18 protein-coding genes and 1 other annotated feature are annotated in these 17,759 nt (G+C 28.4%); all 18 genes read left to right on the top strand.

What is annotated here, in order from left to right; all coding sequences use genetic code 11:
- Positions 1 to 3 precede the first annotated feature (3 nt).
- The 18 genes from NSA23_RS12635 (at position 4) to dnaG (ending at position 17,756) form a co-directional block, all read left to right on the top strand.
- Complete coding sequence (locus NSA23_RS12635; protein ID WP_042680765.1) at positions 4 to 438, top strand: hypothetical protein; 435 nt, start codon at positions 4 to 6, stop codon at positions 436 to 438.
- 145 nt (positions 439 to 583) lie between these two features.
- Positions 584 to 862 (top strand): sporulation protein YqfC, encoded by a 279-nt coding sequence (gene yqfC, locus NSA23_RS12630; RefSeq protein ID WP_050069666.1) that lies wholly within the window; start codon positions 584 to 586, stop codon positions 860 to 862.
- 11 nt (positions 863 to 873) lie between these two features.
- Entirely contained in the window at positions 874 to 2,070 is a 1,197-nt protein-coding gene (yqfD, locus tag NSA23_RS12625; RefSeq protein WP_042678537.1) for a sporulation protein YqfD, read from the top strand.
- A gap of 2 nt (positions 2,071 to 2,072) precedes the next feature.
- Positions 2,073 to 3,041, top strand: coding sequence for a PhoH family protein (locus NSA23_RS12620; protein WP_042678539.1), 969 nt, complete (start codon positions 2,073 to 2,075; stop codon positions 3,039 to 3,041).
- A 26-nt stretch (positions 3,042 to 3,067) separates the two neighbouring features.
- Positions 3,068 to 5,146, top strand: coding sequence for an HD family phosphohydrolase (locus NSA23_RS12615; RefSeq protein WP_042678540.1), 2,079 nt, complete (start codon positions 3,068 to 3,070; stop codon positions 5,144 to 5,146).
- On the top strand, positions 5,147 to 5,599 hold the full coding sequence (gene ybeY / locus NSA23_RS12610; protein ID WP_042678541.1) for an rRNA maturation RNase YbeY: 453 nt from the start codon (positions 5,147 to 5,149) through the stop codon (positions 5,597 to 5,599).
- Between the two features lie 22 nt (positions 5,600 to 5,621).
- Positions 5,622 to 6,320, top strand: coding sequence for a diacylglycerol kinase (locus NSA23_RS12605; RefSeq protein WP_042678542.1), 699 nt, complete (start codon positions 5,622 to 5,624; stop codon positions 6,318 to 6,320).
- A gap of 12 nt (positions 6,321 to 6,332) precedes the next feature.
- The gene (locus NSA23_RS12600) at positions 6,333 to 7,355 is read left to right on the top strand and encodes a DUF3048 domain-containing protein (protein WP_042678544.1); all 1,023 of its coding nucleotides are present in this window, start codon (positions 6,333 to 6,335) and stop codon (positions 7,353 to 7,355) included.
- Between the two features lie 11 nt (positions 7,356 to 7,366).
- On the top strand, positions 7,367 to 7,768 hold the full coding sequence (locus NSA23_RS12595; RefSeq protein WP_042678545.1) for a cytidine deaminase: 402 nt from the start codon (positions 7,367 to 7,369) through the stop codon (positions 7,766 to 7,768).
- 9 nt (positions 7,769 to 7,777) lie between these two features.
- Positions 7,778 to 8,662, top strand: a complete 885-nt coding sequence (era, locus tag NSA23_RS12590; protein WP_042678546.1) for a GTPase Era — start codon at positions 7,778 to 7,780, stop codon at positions 8,660 to 8,662.
- A 16-nt stretch (positions 8,663 to 8,678) separates the two neighbouring features.
- Positions 8,679 to 9,437, top strand: coding sequence for a DNA repair protein RecO (gene recO, locus NSA23_RS12585; protein ID WP_042678547.1), 759 nt, complete (start codon positions 8,679 to 8,681; stop codon positions 9,435 to 9,437).
- A gap of 1 nt (position 9,438) precedes the next feature.
- Positions 9,439 to 9,888 (top strand): DUF4342 domain-containing protein, encoded by a 450-nt coding sequence (locus NSA23_RS12580; protein ID WP_042678548.1) that lies wholly within the window; start codon positions 9,439 to 9,441, stop codon positions 9,886 to 9,888.
- A gap of 65 nt (positions 9,889 to 9,953) precedes the next feature.
- Positions 9,954 to 10,126 (top strand) — a binding site (T-box leader).
- A 64-nt stretch (positions 10,127 to 10,190) separates the two neighbouring features.
- Positions 10,191 to 11,078, top strand: a complete 888-nt coding sequence (gene glyQ, locus NSA23_RS12575; protein ID WP_042678549.1) for a glycine--tRNA ligase subunit alpha — start codon at positions 10,191 to 10,193, stop codon at positions 11,076 to 11,078.
- Positions 11,071 to 13,149: a glycine--tRNA ligase subunit beta gene (glyS, locus tag NSA23_RS12570; protein WP_042678550.1), complete on the top strand. Its 2,079-nt coding sequence runs from the start codon at positions 11,071 to 11,073 to the stop codon at positions 13,147 to 13,149. Before glyQ ends, glyS begins: the two co-directional genes overlap by 8 nt.
- Before the next feature lie 50 nt (positions 13,150 to 13,199).
- Positions 13,200 to 13,844 carry a transcriptional regulator CcpN gene (gene ccpN, locus NSA23_RS12565; RefSeq protein WP_042678551.1) on the top strand — a complete coding sequence of 215 codons (645 nt, stop codon included), beginning with the start codon at positions 13,200 to 13,202 and terminating at the stop codon, positions 13,842 to 13,844.
- A gap of 12 nt (positions 13,845 to 13,856) precedes the next feature.
- Positions 13,857 to 14,669, top strand: a complete 813-nt coding sequence (locus tag NSA23_RS12560; protein WP_042678552.1) for a pyruvate, water dikinase regulatory protein — start codon at positions 13,857 to 13,859, stop codon at positions 14,667 to 14,669.
- A gap of 156 nt (positions 14,670 to 14,825) precedes the next feature.
- On the top strand, positions 14,826 to 15,842 hold the full coding sequence (locus NSA23_RS12555; RefSeq protein WP_042678553.1) for a deoxyguanosinetriphosphate triphosphohydrolase: 1,017 nt from the start codon (positions 14,826 to 14,828) through the stop codon (positions 15,840 to 15,842).
- Between the two features lie 72 nt (positions 15,843 to 15,914).
- Positions 15,915 to 17,756 (top strand): DNA primase, encoded by a 1,842-nt coding sequence (gene dnaG / locus NSA23_RS12550; RefSeq protein ID WP_042678554.1) that lies wholly within the window; start codon positions 15,915 to 15,917, stop codon positions 17,754 to 17,756.
- Positions 17,757 to 17,759 lie beyond the last annotated feature (3 nt).

The raw sequence follows: 17,759 nt of genomic DNA, 5'->3' as shown, positions 1-17,759 counted from the left end.
AAAATGCATATTCTAATTGTAATTTTAATATTATTAGGACCAGCAATTATTAAAAGCATTAAAGAAAAGAATAAAATTCAAGAAAAAAATAATTCTCAAGTTAGAAGAAAGTATACACCTAATAATGTGCCTATTGGAAGATTTAATGTAGAGGATAATACAGAAGTAAAAGAAGGAAAAAGAAAAGATACAGTAAGAACATATGAAATAGATAGTGGAATAGATAGAGCAAAAATAGAAACAGAATATGAAGAATTGAAATCAAGAGTGGAAGACATACCAGCATATAAGGAAAGAATAAAAAAGAAGGTTGAATCAAATAGGACTAAAAAAACTTCTTATACTTTAAATAAACTTACAAAAGAGGATATTTTAAGAGGAATAGTTTTAAAGGAAATACTTTCAGAACCAAAATCTATGCAAAATAGAATGAGATAAATAAAAGAGTGAATAACTAAAAGTTATTCACTCTTTTATTTATGATTGGCCATTAATCCCATAAATAAAGTAGTGTTTTTTGCCCCTCTTTGTAATACAGCAACTTTTTAAGGCATAAATTTTAATAAGAGAAGGAGGTTTTTTTGTGAAAAAACGAATAGATGAAATAAAATCAAATGTATCAGATGTATTTGAACTTCCAAAAGACATTATAATGGACCTGCCTAAGATAACAATGATAGGAAATATCCAAGTATTTGTGACTAATCACAAAGGACTAATTGAATATACAAAAAATATTATAAGAATTAACACAAATTGTGGAGTTCTAAAAATAACTGGTTCTGATATGTACATAAAAACTATTATAACAGAAGAAATAATAATATTTGGGACCATTGAAGGATTTGAATTCTTATACTGAGGGGTGTATATATGCTAGCTATAAAAATATGGAATTATTTTAGGGGATATGTTATTATTAGAGTTGAAGGATTAACATTGGAAAAGTTTTTGAACTTAGCTATAAATAAAGATATATACATTTGGGATATAGATAGAGTAGAGTATACAATTATAGAAGCAAAAGTAAGTATACAAGGTTTTAAATCTCTAAGGGATATAGTTAGAAGAGTAGGTTGCAGAGTTTATATTGTAGAAAAGAAAGGTTTCCCTTTTTTATTAGAAAAACTTAAAAAAAGGAAAATGCTAGGGCTTGGATTTATAATTTTTATGGTTCTAATCTTTTTTTTAACTTCTTTTATATGGAATATAGAAGTACAAGGAAATGAAAAAATAAAAGATGAGGATATTATAAATTTTCTTGAAGAAACAGGGGTATCTAAAGGAAAATATAAAAGTGAAGTAGATACAGGAAAATTAAGGGCTAATATTTTAGATAGATTTCAAAATCTATCTTTTGTAAATGTAGAGTTTAAGGGTACAAAGCTGCTTATAGAAGTCAAAGAACAAGATTTGCCACCAAAGGAAATAGATAAAGACACTCCTTGCAATATAGTAGCTAAAAAGAAAGGGATAGTTGAAAAGATTGTTGCTAAAAACGGAAAAGCTATAGTAAATAAAGGCGAAATAGTTAAAGAAGGACAATTGTTGATAACAGGAATAATAGAGGATGAACTGTTAGAAGATAATATAGTGGTTCATTCTGAAGGAGAAGTATTGGCAAGGACTAGATATTCTCACAAAAAGGAAGAATTTATAGAAAAGACAGTGAAAGAAGAAACTGGAAATGTATATACAATGAAGAAAATTAAATTTGGAGAAAAAGATATAAGGCTTTCAAAGAAAGAGATACCTTTTAAAGAATATACAGAAGAAATAGATGAGAAGCCATTAATTGAAAAATTTGGTGATGATTTTCCAATAAAAATCTGTATATATAAATATAGAGAAATAGAAAAAAGGAAAGTTAGAGAAAATATAGAGGCTTTAAAAAAGTCTACTCAAGTTTTAGCTACGCAGGAAATAAATAGGAAGTTGCCAAAAAAGGCAGAGGTAATCTCTAAAGATGTGAAATATCTTGAAGAGGATAATAAACTTATTACAGAAGTAATTATAGAAGTAATTGAAGATATTGGTAAGAAGCAAATCATTCATAATAAGGAGGACTAATTTTGGGAAAGGATGTACAAGAGAAAAGAATATCTATAGAGGATAGTAGTATTATTCCACCACTATTTGGACAATTTGATGAAAATATAAAATTAATAGAAAAAGAATTTGATGTAGAAATCCTTCTCAGGGAAGAGGGCATCAAAGTTATAGGGGATGAGATATCTATAGAACTAGTAGAAAGATTAATTTATAAATTAGGAGATATATTAAGAAAACAGAAAAAAATTACCAAACAAGAAATCATGTATACTATTCAACTTATTTATGAAGGAAAAGAAGAGAAAGTACAAGAATTATTAAAAGATACTCTTTGTATAACAGCATCAGGAAAGACAATTAAACCTAAAACATTAGGGCAAAAAAGATATGCAGATGCAATAAAAAATAATGATATAGTATTTGGAATTGGGCCAGCAGGTACTGGAAAAACTTATCTTGCTATGGCAATGGCGGTAAATGCATTAAAAAGCAATAAAGTTAAGAGAATCATATTGACTAGACCAGCAGTAGAAGCAGGGGAAAGTTTAGGTTTCCTGCCTGGTGATTTACAAGAAAAAGTAGATCCTTATCTACGACCAATATATGATGCACTATTTGATATATTAGGTTTTGAGACTTATTTAAGGTTTGTAGAAAAAGGAATTATAGAAGTAGCACCATTAGCTTATATGAGGGGAAGAACATTGGACTCATCCTATGTTATATTGGATGAAGCTCAAAACACTACAAATGAACAGATGAAAATGTTTTTGACTAGACTAGGCTTTGGTTCTAAAGCCATTATTACGGGGGATATAACTCAAGTAGATTTACCAAGAGGAAAGTCTTCAGGTCTTAAAACGGTTTCAAAAATTTTAGAAAAAGTAGATGGAATTGAATTTGTGCATTTCACAAAATTAGATGTTGTAAGACATCCACTAGTACAAAAGATAATTGAAGCTTATGAAGAGTACGAAGAAAAAGCTTAAATATCTATCCTATATGGAGGTATCCCATGATTAAAAAAAATATAAAGGAAACAAAGTTTTTTTCTTTATTTTCTCAGAACAAAAAACTTAGTCTAATAGTTCTACAAATTTTATTTACTATTCTATTATTTTTTATAATAATAGCTAGTATAGAACCAAAGAAAGTTAGCATGAAGGTTGGAGATATATCTCCTTATGAAATAAGAGCTACAAAGGATATTGAAGACAAAAGAACTACAGAAAAACTACAAAATGAAGCTATGGAAAGAGTTGACCCTATATATAGGATCAATCCCTCCATACAGATGCAAATGAAAAATGATTTGAGAATTTTATTTAATATTGTAAAAGATGTGAAATCCTATGATGATATGGACACAAATAGTAAAATATCTTTTTTAAAAGAACAATCTAATTTAAATTTGTCGGAGAAGGATTATAGTATATTTTTAAAACTTGAAAATAAAAGTATAAATGAATTAGAAAATACTATGCATGATATAATAAATCAAATAATGGGTAGTGGAATTAAAGAGGAAGAATTAGAATATGAGAGAGGAACTGTAAAAAGCATATTTAATTCTCTAGATATGACCAAAGAAGAAAAAGAATTGGGAATTAAAATCATAAATACAACTATTAAACCTAATAAATTCTTAGATGTAGAAGCTACTCAAAGAAAAAAAGAAGAAGAAGCAGAAAAAATTGAACCAGTAATTGTAAAAGAAGATCAGGTAATAGTTAGAAAAGAAGAAAAAATAACTCCTTATACTTATGAGCTAATAAAAGAATCAGGATTGTTAAAAGAGAAAGATGGATATGAAATTACTACTATTATAGGTACATTAATTATTATATTAATTATTCAATCTATTATAGGATTATATCTTTATAATTTTAACATTGAGGTATTAAATAGTTCAAAAATAATAATATTGGATATTATAGTTATTTCTATATTAATAATATCTTTGGGACTTCACAGCATCTCCCCTTATCTAATGCCTGTTTCTACTGCAGCTATGCTTATCACTCTTATTGTAAATTCTAAATTAGCATTAATAATAAATTTCATATTGACTTTTCTCATAGGAATGATAATAGGAGGAGATAATGGTATTATAGCTATGATGTTAGTAGGAGGAAGTATTGCTTCATTTAGTGTAATGAATTCTTCTCAAAGATATAATATATTTTTTAATGGTGTATTAGTAGGAGTAGCAAATATTTTAACTATATTATCTTTTGGTCTAATAAAAAATGCAGAAGTTTTAGATATATTATTAAGAAGTGGATATGGTTTATTTAGTGGAGTTCTTTCCGCTATTCTTACAATAGGTACTTTGCCACTATGGGAAAATATTTTTGAAATACTTACTCCTTTAAAACTATTAGAGCTATCAAATCCAAATCAACCATTACTTAAGAAACTTTTAATGGAGGCCCCTGGAACTTATCATCATAGTGTAGTAGTTGGCAATTTAAGTGAAGCAGCAGCTGAACTAGTAGGAGCAAATCCTCTTATAGCTAGGGTAGGAGCTTATTATCATGATATAGGCAAGTTAAAAAGACCTTATTTTTTTAAAGAGAATCAATTTGGAATGGATAATCCTCATGACAAACTAAATCCTACACTAAGTACTCTAATAATAACTAATCACACAAAAGATGGACTAGCTTTAGGAGAGAAGTATCAATTGCCAGAAGAAATAAAGGATATTATAGTTCAACATCATGGTGATACTGTCTTAACTTTCTTTTATTATAAGGCTTCAAAAGGTAAGAATGGAAAAGAAATGAAATTAGAAGATTTTAGATATAAAGGGCCTAAACCTAAAACTAAAGAAGCTGCTATAATAATGCTTGCTGATTCTTCAGAGGCAGCAGTAAGATCTATAAAATCTCCTAATAAAGGTAAAATTGAAGAAATGGTAAGAAATATAATAAAAGATAGATTGGAAGACGGACAGCTAGAAGAATGTAATTTAACTTTAAAAGATTTAAATATTATAGCCAATACTTTTAGCAATGTACTTTTGGGAATATTTCATGATAGGATAGAATATCCTAAACTTGATATAAAAGAAGTAAAGGGAGAGAGTTAAATGGAAGTGTATATAGATAATAGACAAGATAAATTAGAAATAGATGATGAACTTATAGAGTTAATAGAAAAGACAATGAGTGAAACTTTAAAAATAGAAGATAAAAGTCTAGATTGTGAGATAAGCCTTTCATTTGTAGATAATAATGAAATAAAAAATTTAAATAGAGAATATAGAAATGTAGATTCTTCTACAGATGTACTATCCTTTCCTATGGAAGATGATTTTGCATTAAACCATATACCTATTTTAGGAGATATAGTTATATCTTTAGAAAAAGCTTTATCTCAATCAAAAGAATATGGTCATTCTTTTAATAGGGAAATGGCTTATTTAACAGCACATAGTATGCTTCATCTTTTAGGATATGACCATATTGAAGAAGATGATAAAAGTATTATGAGAAATAAGGAGAAGCAAATTATGAAATCTTTAGGCATATTTAAAAAATAATTAGAATAAACTAGGTGATAAGATGAAGTCTAGAAATATAATAGATAGTTTCAACTATGCTGTTGCTGGAATAATATATGCACTAAAAACTCAGAGAAATATGAAAATTCACTTTGGTATAGCTATATTAGTTTTAATCACAAGTCTTTTTTTGGATTTTAGTAGATTAGAATTTTTAATGCTATTCTTAACTGTTTCTTTTGTAATGGTAGCAGAGATGATAAATACATCTATAGAGAAAACTATTGATTTAATCACAGAAGAGTATCACCCATTAGCTAAGATAGCGAAGAATGTAGCAGCAGGAGCTGTTTTGATTTCAGCCATAAATGCTGTAATTGTAGGATATTTGTTATTTTTTGATAGATTAAATTCCTATTCCAATATAATTCTTTTTAAGATAAGAAATTCTCCAGTTCATTTAACTTTTGTGGCTTTTTTATTAGTTATAATTATAACTGTAGTTATAAAAACTATAGCTCAAAGTGGCACTCCATTTAAGGGCGGAATTGTAAGTGGACATGCGGCAGTAGCTTTTTTGTTGGCTACTATTATTAGTTTTTTAGGAAAAAATGTTTTAATCACAACTTTAGCTTATTTTATGGCTATATTAGTAGGAGAAAGTAGAATAGAAGGGAAAATTCATACTGTCTTTGAGGTATTTATGGGTACAATATTAGGTATACTAATGGGGGTTTTAATCTTCCAAATAATTGGTTAGTAGGTGGATTTTATGAAAAAGGTAATTATTATATTATCTATTATTCTAATTGCAATTGTATTGGGACATAATATAATAAATAATGAAATATTAGAGAAAAAAGAAGATGAAATGATTATAATAGAAGATGAGGAAGAGAAAACTATATCACCAATAAGTGGAATTCATTCATCAATAGATAAAGTAGATAGAAGGCCTGTAGCAATTATGTTTGATAATCATCCAAATGCTAGATGGCAAGCTGGACTTAGTCAGGCAGAAATTGTATATGAGTTTTTTGTAGAGCATCCTTATACAAGATATATGGGAATATATCTTGTGAATGATCCAGAAGAAATAGGACCTATTAGAAGCTCTAGACCTTATTTTGTTACAACATTACTCCAATATGACCCTATATATGTAAGGGCAGGTGGCAGTGATGAAGCTAAAGAGTATATAAAAGAATTAAATATATCAGATATTGATGCTATAACTAATTCTCAAAATACTTTTTTTAGAAATGATAAAGTAGGGAAAAAAAGTCCTCACAATCTTTATACTAGTATGGAAAGTATCAGGAGAACTCAACTAGAAAAAGGTTATAACGCTAAGGCTATTTATGATGGATTTAAATTTTATGAAGAAGATACTAAGATGAAAGGTCAGGATGCAGTACAAGTGAATATAAAATATAATGAAGAAAACTCTACATCTTATATTTATAATGAAAAAGATAAAGTTTATGAAAGGTATAAAGACGGAGAAGCCCATATAGATGAATATTATAATATTCCTATTGTAGCTAAGAATATTATAATTCAGGAAGTAGATACTAAATCTATAGATGACGAAGGAAGATTAGAAATTGATTTAATAGGTAGTGGAAAAGGTCTATATATATCTAATGGGAAAACTAAGGAAATTAGCTGGACCAAAGAATCTAAACATGAAAAAACTATATATTATGATGAAAATTTAAAAGAGATAAAATTGAACCCAGGAGTTACATGGATTCAAATAACAAATAAAAAGTCGGACATAACCATTAAATAGAGGTGATGGCTTTGGACAAAAAAGAACTTATAAAAAAAGCATTTGAGGCAAAAGAAAATGCTTATGTACCTTATTCTAATTTTCATGTAGGAGCAGCTGTTCTAATGGAAGATGGATCTATTTATACCGGTTGTAATATCGAATCAGCTTCTTATACTCCTACTAATTGTGCTGAACGTACAGCTATATTTAAGGCTGTATCAGAAGGTAAAAGAAAAATAAAAGCTATAGCCATAGTAGGTGATTCAGGCTATACATATCCTTGTGGTGTTTGTAGACAAGTTATAAGAGAGTTTAATTCTGATGCTATTGTTATAATTGCTAAATCAGAAGATGAATATAAGGAATACACTTTTAAGGAATTACTTCCTTATAGTTTTGGACCAGAGGATTTAGAAAATACTAGAAAATAGGAGGAATTTATGTATAAATCAGGATTTGTAACTATAATAGGTAGACCAAATGTAGGAAAATCAACTTTATTAAACAGTATAATAGGTGAGAAGATTTCTATTATTTCAAACAAGCCTCAAACTACAAGAAATAAGATACAATGTGTATATACAGATGAATCTCATCAAATAGTATTTTTAGATACCCCGGGCATTCATAAACCTAAAAATAAACTTGGTGAACATATGGTTAGAGCATCAAAAGATACTTTGAAAGAAGTGGATCTTATTACTCTTATGATTGATGACAATAGAAATATAAATGATTTAGATAGATATATAATTTCTCAATTAAAAAACATAAATACTCCCAAAATACTCCTTATAAATAAAATAGACAAAGTAAAAAAGAAAGAAATTGCTAGACTAATAAATATGTATGAAAAGCTTAATATATTCAAAGAAGTATTACCAATTTCTGCAATGAACGGAACTAATATAGATGAATATTTAACTACAATAAAAAGTATATTGCCAGAGGGACCTCAATATTTTCCAGAAGACATGATTACAGATCAACCAGAAAAATTCATTATATCAGAGTTAATAAGGGAAAAAACCTTATATTATCTTCATGAAGAAATTCCTCATGGCATATTTGTAGGGATAGATAGTATGAAGGAAAGGGAAGATAAAGAAATAATAGATGTATATGCTACTATATATTGTGAGAAAACTTCTCATAAAGGTATGATAATAGGTAAAAATGGCAGAAAGTTAAAAGGAATAGGCAAGAGTGCTAGAATTGATATAGAGAAGCTTTTAGGTAGTCAGGTAAATCTTCAATTGTGGGTTAAAGTGGAAAAAAATTGGAGAGATAAGGAGAATAAAATAAAATATTTTGGTTATGAATAGTTTTAGGAGTGACTAAATGCTTGTAAAATCAGAAGGAATTGTTTTAAGAGAAGTAAAATTTGAAGAAACAAATAAGATTTTAACTATATTTTCCAGAAAATATGGAAAAGTTACTGCGATGGCAAGAGGAGCGTTAAGACCAAGAAGTCCTCTTATAGCAAGTAGCCAAGTTTTTTCATATAGTGATTATAATTTTTATAAGGGCAAAAGTTTTTATCATGTGAATCAAGGAGATATTATTGATTCTTTTTATTCTATTAGAGAAGATATGAATAGACTTCTCTATGGTGCTTATATACTTGAACTTGTAGATTCTTCTATAGTAGAGGAAGTACCAAATGAAAGACTTTTTGAATTATTAAAAAAAGGATTGAAGGTATTATCTAGTTTAGATAAAGATTTTTTAAAATTTATTATAGCTTTTGAAATAAAATATATATCATTTTTGGGTTATAGGCCATATTTAAATAAATGTGTACTATGTGACAAAGATATAAATAATACATTAAAATTTAGTATAAATTATGGAGGAGTAATATGTAAAGATTGTTTTAAGTTAGATCATTATAGTGAAAAAATGGATATACTCATGTTAAACTTTCTAAAAGATTTATTATATGCACCTCTTGATGAATTAGATGAAATAAAAATTCCTAAAGATGTCATGTTTAAATTACAAGACATTATGGTAAAATATATACTAAATAATATTGAAAAAAAGAAATTTTACTCATTGGACTTTATGAAATCTATTAAAAAAAATGGAGGGCTATAAAATGGATATATCTTTAGATAAAATTGATTTAATAGTTGAAAGAACTGGAGTTAGTTACAGAGAAGCTAAAGAAGCTTTGGAAAAAAGCAATGGAGATGTTTTAGAAGCTATTATTTATATTGAAAATCAAAATAAAAGTTTTACAGAAAATATGGGAAATAAAGGAGAACAGTTATTAGATAAATTAAAGGAATATATAAGAAAAGGCAATGTAACTAAAATTATAATAAAAAAAGATGGGGAAGTTATAATGAATATTCCAGTTTCTGCTGGAACAATAGGTACTATATTGGCTCCTCAAATAGCTTTATTAGGATTTAGTGCTGCACTTCTTTCAAAATGTACATTTGAAATAGTCAAAGAAGATGGAGAAACAATAAATATAAATGAAACAGTAGAAAAAGAAATCCATAAAAGCAAGAATCCTACTGATGAAAATAGTAGTAAATAGGCTAAAGACCATATTGACAATAAAGATTTTTTTTGCTAAATTATTAGTTATAGATGAATTAACAATCCCATGCTATGAAGAAGAGGGTAATCAATATATATTATTATAGAGAGCTAGGAATGGTGGAAACCTAGTATAATAAATTGATGAAGGGAGCTTCTGAGCATATACAATTGAGGGAATACCTATATAGGTATTAAATAGGGTGGAACCGCGGAAGTAGCCTTTCGTCCCTATAGGGATGTAAAGGTTTTTTTATGTTTATATTTAATAATGCTAATTTTAAGTCAGGAGGTTGGAAAATGTATTTTCAGGATTTGATGTTGACATTGCTTCAATATTGGGGAAGCAAAGGTTGTATAATATTAGAACCTTATGATATAGAAAAAGGGGCAGGAACAATGAACCCTCATACTTTTTTAAGGGCGTTAGGACCTGAACCTTGGAAGGTAGTCTATGTTGAGCCTTCTAGGAGGCCAGCAGATGCAAGATATGGTGAAAATCCAAATAGGGTATATCAGCATCATCAATTGCAGGTAATATTAAAACCTTCTCCAGAAGATGTTCAAGATCTTTATTTAAACAGTTTGAAAGCTATAGGAATTGAACCATTAAAACATGATATAAGGTTTGTAGAGGACAATTGGGAAGCTCCTACACTAGGCGCATGGGGCTTAGGTTGGGAAGTATGGTTAGACGGAATGGAGATCACTCAATTTACATACTTTCAACAAGTTGGCAGTATAAATTGTGATTTGGAATCAGCAGAACTAACCTATGGGTTAGAAAGAATAGCTATGTATCTTCAAGATGTGGACAATATATTTGATATTGAATGGTGTGAAGGAGTGAAATATGGAGAAATATTTAAGCAACCAGAGTATGAACAATCTGTTTATAGCTTTGAAAAGGCTAACATAGAAAATCTTATCACATTATTTAATATGTATGAAGAAGAAGCTAAGAGAGCAATAGAAGAGGATTTAGTATTTCCGTCTTATGATTATGTGTTGAAATGTTCCCATGTATTTAATATATTAGATGCTAGAGGAGCTATAAGTGTAACAGAAAGAACTCACTATATAGGTAGAGTCAGAAAATTAGCTAAATTAGTAACCCAAAAATATTTAGAAAAAAGAGAAAAACTAGGGTATCCTCTTTTAAAACAAGGAGGTGTTTCTAATGAATAAATATTTATTAGAAATAGGGGTGGAAGAGCTACCAGCTAGATTTATAAATAGTAGTTTGGAGCAGATGAAAAACTATACATCAAAAATATTAAATAAGAAAAGAATACCTTTTGATGAAATGAAATTTTATTCAACTCCAAGAAGATTGGTTTTATTGATAGAAGGACTTCCAGATAGACAAGAAGATTTAGAACAAGAAGTTAAAGGACCCTCCAAGAAAATAGCTTTTGATGAAAATGGCAGTCCTACAAAAGCTTTAGAAGGTTTTATGAGGGGACAAGGGATAAAGTTAGAGGATATTTTTGTAAGAGAATATAATAATGTGGAATATATATTTGCTAATAAAATAGAAAAAGGTAGGGCAGTTGAAGAAATTTTAAAAGATAATATGGCAGATATGATAAAATCCATTTCTTTTCCTAAGTCTATGAAATGGGGAGGAAAAAATCTACGTTTTGCAAGACCTATTAGATGGCTATTATCTATATTTAATGACAAAGTATTAGAATTTGATTTAGAAGGAATAATAGCTTCTAATATTACAAGGGGTCATAGATTTTTAGGAAGTAGCAATATAGAAGTAAATAATGTTGAGGAATATTTTCTTCTACTTAAAGATAATTATGTAATAGTAGATAGAGATAAGAGAAAAGAAAAAATAAAATATAGTTGTGAAAAGTTAGCAAGGGAAAAGGGAGGGAATTTACTATACGATGAAGACTTATTAGATGAGATAACTAATATTGTAGAGTATCCAACTCCTATGATAGGAAGAATAAAAGAGGAATATTTGAAACTACCTAAAGAAGCTATAATAACTCCTATGAAGGAACATCAAAGATATTTCCCTGTAATCAATGACAAAGGTATGTTACTTCCATATTTTATAACTATAAGAAATGGAAATGAAGAATATTTAGATATAGTAATAAAGGGTAATGAAAAAGTACTAGATGCAAGGTTAGAAGATGCTAGGTTTTTTTATAATGAAGATATAAAAGAGCCTCTAGAAAATTATGTAGACAATTTAAAGGATATAGTATTTCAAGAGAAACTAGGAACTTTATACGACAAAACTATGAGAGTACAAAAATTAGCAGGAAAAATAGGTAGTTATCTAGAAGTAGGAGAAGAGACTAAGAAAAATATTGAAAGGGCAGGATATCTCTCAAAAGCAGATTTAGTAACTAATATGGTAGAAGAATTCACAGAGCTTCAAGGTATTATGGGAAGAGAATATGCAGCTGAGTCAGGAGAAAATGAAATAATTAGTTTGGCTATATATGAACAGTATTTACCTAGATTTTCTAATGATGAGCTCCCAACAACAACAGCAGGTGCTATTTTGAGTATTGCAGATAAACTAGATACAATATCAGGTATATTTGCAATAGGTATTCAACCAACAGGCTCTCAAGACCCTTATGGATTAAGAAGGCAAGCTTTAGGTATTATAAACATAATACTAGACAAAAAGCTTAACCTTTCATTAGAGGAACTTATAGATTTTTCACTATACATTTATGTAGAAGAAAATGGATTAGCTTTTGATTATTATAAAGTTAAAGATGAGATCCTGAAATTTTTTGATGGAAGGATAAAAAATATGTTCATAGATATGGGCATAAGGTATGATATAGTTGAAGCTGTATTGGGGACAGCTAGTGATGATATTTTTGATTTGAAACTTAGAGCTGACAAATTGAATCTATGGCTAGATAAGAAAGGATTAGATGAAGTTTTATCAGCATTTAATAGAGTTAAAACTTTAGCAGATAAATCTGAAAATAATGAAGTTAAAAGAGAACTACTAGTAAAAGAAGAAGAATTAAATCTCTATGATACATTTAGTTCAGTAGAAGAAAAAGTTATAGATTTATTAAATAGAAAAGAATATGACAGTGCATTAGATTGTATGATTTCTTTAAAAGAACCTATAGATCAGTTTCTTGACAATGTAATGGTTATGGTAGAAGATGAGAAATTAAAGAATAATCGATTAGGTTTGATTAAAAAGATTTCTGATACTATGCTTTTAATTTGTGATCTATCTAAAATAGTAAATAAATAATATCTTAATTAATTAGGATATTATCTTAAGTTACCCAGGATATAAGGGTGGTGATTAATATTCAATTAAGTGAGAGACAGGAAAAGATAATAGATATAGTGAAAAATGATCAGCCTATTACAGGGGAGGCTATTGCAAGGCATTTAAAACTAACACGTGCCACACTAAGACCAGATTTAGCAATACTCACTATGTCTGGAATATTAGATGCTCGTCCTAAGGTAGGATATTTCTATACAGGGAAAACAGCGCTAAGCTTTGTTTCAGAAAAGATAAAAAAAATAAAGGTATCAGATGTAAAGTCTATTCCTGTAGCTATAGATGAAGAAACTAGTCTTTATGATGCTATAGTCACTCTTTTTTTAGAAGATGTAAGCTCTATATTTGTAACATCTGATGGTTATTTAACAGGAGTAGTTTCTAGAAAAGATTTTCTTAAAAATGCTATTGGAGGAATGGATTTAAACATGATACCTGTAGGAGTTATAATGACAAGAATGCCTAATATCATAACTATAGCTCCAGAAGAAAGTGTGTTAAATGCAGCTATAAAGCTAATCGATCATGAAGTAGATTGTATACCTGTAGTGGAGGAAGTAGAAGTAAATAAGAAGGAAAAAAAATATAAAGTAATTGGAAAAGTATCAAAAACTACTATCACCCGATTATTCGTAGAACTTGGGGAAAGTGACTAAGGGGGGAATTTAATGGATAGTAATATAGTAATTTATATATTATCAGACTCAATCGGTGAAACAGGAGAACAGGTAGCTAGAGCTGCTGCAAGTCAATTTAACTCAGGAAAATATGAAATAAGGAGATTTCCCTATATAACTGATGAAGAACAAATAGTGGAAGTATTTGAAGAAGCAAAAGAAGAGCAAAGTATAGTTGTTTTTACTGTTGTTATAGAAAGACTGAAAAAATTCATACTCCTTAAATCGAAAGAATATGATATTCCTGCTGTAGATTTAATGACTCCAGTTTTAAATTCTATAGAAAGTGTAGTAGGATTTCAACCAAAAAGAGAATCTGGACTTATAAGAAGATTAGATGAACAATATTTCAAAAAAGTGGAAGCTGTTGAATTTGCAGTTAAATATGATGATGGAAAAGATACAAGGGGTATAAAAAAAGCAGATATTATACTAGTAGGAGTATCAAGAACTTCAAAAACTCCACTAAGTATGTATCTAGCACATAAAAATTTTAAAGTAGCCAATGTCCCCTTAGTTCCAGAAGTACCAGCACCAGATGAGCTATTTGAAAAGGATACTAAGAGAGTTTTTGGTCTTATAGCCAATCCATTTAAGCTAAATGAAATAAGACAGGAAAGATTAAGATCTCTAGGACTTAGTAACAATGCAAACTATGCTAGTATTGAGAGAATAAAAGAAGAATTAGAATATTCTAAGAAAATAATGGAAAGACTAGAATGTAAGGTAATAGATGTTTCAAATAAAGCAGTAGAAGAAACGGCAGGTATTATAATAGAAATTATGAAAGAAAATTTTGATTAAAATTCATATAAAAAGGTGCTGTTATAGCAGCACTTCTTTTTATACTAAAATTATTATAAAAAAAAGTGAAAAAAATAAAGGATTATGAACAATTTTGTTGTATATATAATAACAGCACTAATTTTAAAGCTTTAAAAAAAAAGGGGTATATAATATATGAACATTAGGCTAGAAGCTGAAAAAAGGGAAAGAAAAACTCTTTCAAAATATGCTACCTTAAGTTCAGAAACAAATGGGAGGAAGATAAAAGAAGATAAATGTGAAATAAGGACTGATTTTCAAAGGGACAGGGACAGAATTATACATTCAAAAGCTTTTAGGAGGCTTAAACATAAAACCCAAGTTTTTATAGCTCCAGAAGGAGATCATTACAGAACCAGACTTACTCATACATTAGAAGTATCACAAATATCTAGAACTATTTCAAGAGCATTAAAATTAAATGAAGATTTAACAGAAGCAATAGCATTGGGTCATGATTTAGGGCATACACCTTTTGGTCATACAGGAGAAAAGATATTAAACAAACTTCATCCTAAAGGATTTAGGCATAATGAACAGAGTTTGAGAGTTGTAGACTTTTTGGAACATAGTGCTAAAAGACAAGGACTCAATCTAACCTATGAAGTAAGAGATGGTATATATTATCACACTGGTGAAAAAAAGCCAAGATTTTTAGAAGGTATAGTAGTTAGACAGGCAGATAGAATAGCATATATAAATCATGATATAGATGATGCTATAAGGGCAAATATTATTACTGCTGAGGATTTACCTAAGGATTGTATGGAAATATTGGGTAGATCTCATGGTGATAGAATCAATACTATGATATTGGATATAATTAGATATAGTAGGGATAGTTCTAATGTGTCTATGAGTGAGAATATAAATTATTATACAAATAAATTAAGGAAATTTATGTTCAATAAAGTCTATCTAGATGACTATGCAAAATCAGAGGAAGGTAAGGCAGAATATATTATTGAAGAGCTGTATAAATATTATTTAAAAAAACCAGAGGAACTTCCCTATGAACATAGAAAAATATACAAAGGCAGAGACTTTTCAAAAGAAGATATGGTTTGTGATTATATAGCGGGAATGACGGATAGGTATGCTGTAAATTTGTTTACCAATATTTTCATACCTAAACCGTGGAAAAAATATTAAAAAAAAGAAGGAAAACAACAAGATTTATCGAATATAGTCGAAAGTAGCCATTGGAAGTATAGGTGATTTGTGATGAGCTATTATATTGATGATGATACAATAGAAAGGGTTCGTTTAGAAAATAATATAGTGGATATTATTTCAGAGTATGTAACCCTCAAAAGGACAGGCTCCAACTACGTTGGCATATGCCCTTTTCATAGTGAAAAAACTCCTTCTTTCACTGTATCAGATACAAAACAATTCTATCATTGTTTTGGCTGTGGTGAAGGTGGAGATGTAATTTCTTTCATTATGAAGGAAGAAAATTTATCTTTTCCTGAGGCAGTAAAATTTTTAGCAGATAAAGCAGGAATTATATTGAAAGAAAAAGAAAATAAGAAATATAAAGAATTAGAGGATAAAAAAGAAAAGCTTTATGAGATTAATAAGGAAGCTGCTAGATATTTTTATAAAAAACTAAAAACAAATAATCAGGCATTATTTTATTTAAAGAAAAGATCTATTGACAGAAGAACAGCTACAATATTTGGTCTAGGATATTCTGACTGGAGCTGGGATAGTTTATACAATTATTTGATTAAAAAAGGTTATAATGAAGTAGATATTGAAAAAGCAGGTTTAATAATTGGCAAAAAAGGAAAAGATGGATATTACGATAGGTTTAGAAATAGAATCATGTTTCCTATCATAGATATAAGAGGTAGGGTAATTGGTTTTGGAGGAAGGGTTATAGATTCATCTAATCCTAAATATTTAAATTCTCCAGATACTCTTATATTTTCAAAGGGACATAATCTTTTTGGGCTCAATATTTTAAAAAAGTATTCTAACATAAAAAAAATAATATTAGTAGAAGGATATATGGATGTAATTTCACTATATAGTCAAGGAATTAACTATGCAGTAGCTAGTTTAGGAACAGCTTTTACCCAAAACCAAGCAAAATATTTTAAGAGATATGAAGATAAAGTATATATATGTTATGATTCTGATTTAGCTGGACTCAAAGCTACAGACAAAGCTTTAGAGATATTTAAAAAGGAAGGTATAAATGCAAAAGTATTAATATTGCCTTCAGGAAAAGATCCAGATGACTTTATAAAAGAAAAAGGAAAAAAGGAATTTGAAGAGTTATTCAAGGATTCTTTAAATTATATAGATTTTAAAATATATTTCTATAAAAGACAATATAATCTAAATGATCCAGATGAAAAAATTAAATTTACAAAAAATATATCAAATTTTATTAAAAATGTAAAAAGCCCTATAGAAGCAGATGTATATTTGGATAAAATCTCAAAAGAGACTAATATATCAAAAGAAGCTATAAAGAAGGAGATTATAGGAAAAAGTAGAATTATAGATAGGAAGAATACTCCTAAGGACAAGTATATAAATATTAATAATAGAAATAATAAAGATAAAATAACTCCAGTAAAATCTGTATTGGAACCAGGTCATTTAATTGCAGAAAAAACTATTATTAAATTGATATTTAAATATAAAAAATATTTTAAAAAGATTAGAACTCATATAAAACCAGAAGATTTCATGGATCATGAATGTAGACATTTAGCTAAATATATATATGAAAATTATGAATATGGAAAAGAGTTAAATGAAGAGGAAATTATTAATTATTTTAAAAACATAAAAGATGCAGATTGTAAAAAAGTATTGGAAATATTAAATTTAGATATTAGTGCTTCAGATGAAAATATAGATAAGGTCATAGAAGATTTAATAGAAAAACTAATTTCTTCTAAATTAAAAATCAGGAGAAAAAAAATAACAGAACAAATTCATAATATTGATATGAAAAAAGAAAAGGATGAAGAGGATGTGGAAAAATTAAAACAGTTATGCTCAGAGCTTGTAGAAATAGACAGAAATTTAAAATTGCACCAATAGTTT

Source organism: Anaerosalibacter massiliensis, from assembly GCF_024623155.1.
Classification (GTDB): domain Bacteria; phylum Bacillota; class Clostridia; order Tissierellales; family Sporanaerobacteraceae; genus Anaerosalibacter; species Anaerosalibacter massiliensis.
Note: the sequence above shows the minus strand (reverse complement) of the source record. Positions and strands in the feature narration are given on the sequence as shown.